Source organism: Paenibacillus validus NBRC 15382 (genome assembly GCF_004000985.1).
Classification (GTDB): Bacteria; Bacillota; Bacilli; order Paenibacillales; family NBRC-103111; genus Paenibacillus_G; species Paenibacillus_G validus.
The window spans coordinates 1-4,526 of record NZ_BIMH01000102.1 but is presented as its reverse complement, the minus strand read 5'-3'; the positions used below and the strand labels follow the sequence as shown (position 1 = coordinate 4,526).

Annotated in this window: 3 protein-coding genes and 1 pseudogene; 2 read left to right on the top strand and 2 right to left on the bottom strand. The window is 42.7% G+C overall.

Going from position 1 to position 4,526, the window contains the following annotated elements; translation table 11 throughout:
* Positions 1–86: 86 nt before the first annotated feature.
* Entirely contained in the window at positions 87–359 is a 273-nt protein-coding gene (locus PVA01S_RS26150) for an HU family DNA-binding protein (RefSeq protein WP_127610806.1), read from the top strand.
* A 116-nt stretch (positions 360–475) separates the two neighbouring features.
* Here PVA01S_RS26150 and PVA01S_RS26145 read toward each other — a convergent pair whose 3' ends face one another.
* Positions 476–1,270: an MBL fold metallo-hydrolase gene (locus PVA01S_RS26145; protein WP_127610805.1), complete on the bottom strand. Its 795-nt coding sequence runs from the start codon at positions 1,268–1,270 to the stop codon at positions 476–478.
* Positions 1,271–1,679: 409 nt separating this feature from the next.
* The gene (locus PVA01S_RS26140; protein WP_244933055.1) at positions 1,680–3,659 is read right to left on the bottom strand and encodes an amidase family protein; all 1,980 of its coding nucleotides are present in this window, start codon (positions 3,657–3,659) and stop codon (positions 1,680–1,682) included.
* Positions 3,660–4,328: 669 nt separating this feature from the next.
* Here PVA01S_RS26140 and PVA01S_RS27090 point away from each other — a divergent pair.
* Positions 4,329–4,526: pseudogene (locus PVA01S_RS27090) on the top strand (RNA polymerase subunit sigma-70); the annotation flags it as partial.

The following is a 4,526-nucleotide window of genomic DNA, read 5'->3' as shown; positions in this document are numbered from 1 at the left end:
GTTCGAGTAGACCCTCTAGAGTGATGAAAGGGGCATGTACTGTTGTGTAATGGAATATAATATTAAAATGAAGCGAGGTGTTAAGAATGAATCGAGACGATTTAATAGAAAAAGTCGCAAAATCAAGCGGTTTTTCAAAAAAGAATGCAGAAATGGCGGTTGCCTCTGTGTTGGATTCGATTTTTGATGCTTTAAAACAAGGTGAAGACGTTCAGCTCCATGGTTTTGGTAATTTTGATGTACGTGATCGTGAAGCGCGTATGGGAAGAAACCGTAAAACAGGTCAAGAAATAGAACTGCCTGCTGGTAAAGTTCCGGTTTTCTCAGCAGGAAAAGCTCTGAAACAAGCTTTAAATTAAAAGTGTACGGGTAAGCAGGGAAATGAATTAACCCTCACAGATGATCTGTGAGGGTTATATTGGGGCGCTTCACGTAAAACCTGGATAAATGACTCTATCACCTGCAATTTCTGACCTTATACCAACTTGTATACTTTTCCTTGCTGTAATAAACGGTAGGCACCAATCTCTTCGCTTGGATTCTCCGTACTGTCACTATAGGCTGTGTCTGCATAATGGCACAGGAGCGTTTTCCGTTGAAAATCCTCTGGTAGTGTTAACAAATCAGCAATCGGCGTGTGAAGATTACGAATGTTTCCTCCTAATGCTTCCGTTTCGCCGAACCATGCATCGTGGATGATTAAATCGCACTCATTAAGCCAAGCAATTAAATCATGATCAAATCCTGTATCCGGGGCATAACCAAGCTTGAAATTACCAAAGTCGAATTTGAAAGCTAGCGTTCGCGGGACGTGACGCGTGTAGGTATAGCTGACTTTGAAGTCCCCGAAATCATGGAAATGATCAATCGGAACCGGGTCAAAAAACCAGTCAAAGTTAGCAAGCCCGCCTCCTTCACGCACAGAAGGCTCAAGTGCTGGACGTAAATGAGACCAAATGTCTTGAAGCAGCCAGTCTGGACCATAGAGCTTAACGGGGTTCTCGGTTTTGTAATACTGAAAGTATGCGAGTTCCTCGAGTCCGCCGACATGGTCTGCATGCATATGAGTAATGAACAGCTCGCGATAACGATTAAGCTCGAGTTGCTGTTCCCCGTTCTCATTGTTATAATGAAACATTTTTCCTAGATAAGCCGGGCAGTCAATGAAGAACTCACGACCGTCCACGTTGATTAAGCAGTTCACAAAAAAATGTCGCGCAGTGAAGGCATCTCCGACGCCAAGTGGATAAAGTGTTACCGATTTTGCCATATTGTTACCTCCATCTCTTAGTTGTTTAAATTAAACCAAATCCAAAAATCAAACTAACCTCCATTGAGGAAGCATACAACCTCCAAATGAAAAAAAGCCTTCTTAACTCTCATGAAAATACGAGAGAAGAAGGCTTCCATCCATATGGTCAGCATTCCTATGAAATTACTTTGTTTTATAGTTAGTAATTTAGCATATACGAGCGCGGTTGTCAAAGAAAATTCTTGTAATAACAGCTACTCTGCTGTTCTAACCGACTCCAATCCTATGCGAATATTGGGATTCATGCTCGATGTCTTCGCTATACTCGTCCATAATATGGGTGCGCCCCCGTTTAAGCTGAGTTAGCCTAAATCGGGTGCGCTTATGAATTAAAGTTCTTAGTCTAGATGGGGCAACAATAACCCGCTTACGGCGTCAATTCCGGCGCTTTACGGTGATGCGTGTTCTGTTCGAAGGAATAGGCTAGTTTGAGCAATGTCGCTTCACTAAAGGCACGGCCAAAGAAGTCCATCCCCACTGGCAAGCCATCCGAAGTAAATCCTGCTGGAACTGTTACGGTTGGCCAGAAAGTAAAGGAGCTGAGTTTAAAACCTTCACCAATATTTTGATACTCTTTCATTTGAGTATTGTCAATTTTAACCGGCGGGTTTGCTGATGTCGGGAAAATGAGTGCTTCCAGCTGGTTGTCCGCCATCATTTTAAGGATGGCTTCTTGCGCAAGCTTCGTTCGATGAAGCAAAATATCTTTGTACTCTTCAGAATTCAATGATTCACGACTGTTGCGCTGCTGAAGCATTTGCTCGTTGGAAGGGTGGTATTTTCCTGATTTGATGATATCATCCAAAGAATGGAATGGCGCTTCTGCACCAAGGGATTTTAAATAATCGTTGAAATTGAATTTAAATTCCCAAGCGCTTAAACTTCCGTATTTGTTTATTTCGGCGAAGTTTGGAATTTTCACATCGTCTACAATAATGGCTCCTGCCTTCTTCATATCCTCGATTGCTTGATTCATTACTTGGTTAACCTCGGAATTCGTACCGAAAACTTCGCGGACGATACCGATGCGGGCGCCTTTCAAACCTTCTTTATCAAGGTATGCTGTGTAATCCTCAGGGACAAAGCCGACACTCTTCGCCGTTGAAACGTCATTAGGATCGTATCCCGCTGTGGCGTTCAGAATTAAAGCGGCATCCTCGACAGAGCGGGCAATCGGGCCTCCTGTATCCTGCGCATGAGCAAGCGGTGCAATGCCGTCAACGCTGGAAAGCCCAACCGTGGGACGAATGCCCACAAGACTATTGAATGAAGAAGGTACGCGTATGGAACCTCCGGTATCAGTCCCCAGTCCTACAGCTGCAAAATTGGCTGCGATGGCAGCACCCGTGCCGCCGCTTGAGCCGCCAGGTACACGAGTGAGGTCATACGGGTTTAATGTCTGCCCGCCAAGAGAGCTTACAGTCGTGTATCCGAATGCAAATTCATGGAGATTCGACTTCGCCAAAATAATCGCACCGGCATCTTTCAGCTTTTTCACTTGTGCTGCGTCATCCGGAGCCATCGCACCTTCAAGGCAAATACATCCGGAAGTAGTTGGCATATCCACTGTATCGATATTATCCTTCACAATAATGGGGATGCCATGCAATGGTCCCCGAGGCCCTCTCTCGGCACGCTCCGCATCAAGTGCCTTTGCAATATGGATCGCCTCAGGATTTAACGTAAGGATCGCATTCAAGGCAGGTCCCTTATCGTCGTATTTTTCGATCCTGGTTAAATACTGCTGTACAAGCTCCTCGGATGTCAACCGACCGGATTCCATCGCTTTCTGCATCTCTGTTATGGAAGCCTCGGGAAGCGTGAAAGGAAGTAAGTATTTGTACACTCGATAGGCGAGTACGGCTGCGTCTTCGTTGGTGAGTGGTTTTCCATACCCAAATGATTGGGATGATATGCCGTTCATCAATTCCGCTTGTCTGACATTTAGAATTGAAGACTCATAAGGACTATTCAGGGGGATATCGTTGTAACCGAATTTCTTAGCATAAGGTACGTTAATGATTTTATCCAGCAAGGAAGCCGCTTTCTCGCGAGAGAGAGACTCCTCGGCTAGTGAAAAAGTCATGTCCAAGGATGCTCCGGCGGCTTTACTTGCGGCAAACAGTGCATCGTTGAAATCTTTTTCCGTTACAGCAGAATAGGAACCGGCCTTTTCCTGGAGTGCTTTAGGAATCCAGTTTTGCGCTAAAGCTTCCTTTACTTCGGACGATTGGACGGAAGCGATGGGTAGCGTAGCGACTTTGGGCGCTGCATATGCAGACAAAGATCCGACTACAAGAGTTGCCGCAGTACAGGCCGAAAGAAAAACATACTTAAAGTGTTTCATCATTCTACCTCCAACAAAATTATGTATACGATTACTAGAAAGTAAATATAAGAAGTTCCTGATAGATCGTAAAATAGACGTAGTTTGGATCATGTGATATTTTCGCGAAAATGATAGATGTTCGACGTAGTAGTAGTTCAACTAAGTGTTATATTCATAACTTCAACCCCTATAATGTTATATTAAATAACAAATTCATGTTAATATATATATCATTATAAGCGATAAAGATCAAGAGTTAATAAAATAAATTTATATCAATAGATTTGGATAAGTTTGATAAGGATTGTGTATAAAAACTCTGCAAAGATACTGGCTGTATAAGGTTTGACTAGTATCTTCCGTCTGTAGAAGCAACTTTATTACTTTAATATGATGATATTAATAAACGATGTTATGAAAGTTAACGTGTTTATTTTGAACTATTTTATATATAATTTGGTTGCATTTATAATAAACCGATCGCAATAAATGAATTATTACATAATAGGAAATATATGGGCTCTGTTACTGCAACTCACCGTTCTACGTCAAACAAAGTGGAGGACTGGTGCAACAACAAATATAGGGTTAAGGACGATAAGCTGTAGTTTATTTTTATGAAGTACAGGCACGGATAGGCAGAGGCCCACATATCATGATAGTAATCTCGTCTAGGGGGTGGGTGGAGTGCCTGGTTTTTTCTCAGCGATTGCTTTCTTTATTAAAAACTTGATGCTTCTTGTATCGTATGTAAAAAATAATGCATTTCCTCAACCGTTGTCTGAACAGGAAGAGGAGAAGCATCTTCGATTAATGTCTGAAGGCAATCAACATTCCCGTAATATGTTAATTGAACATAACCTGAGACTTGTCGCCCATATCGTC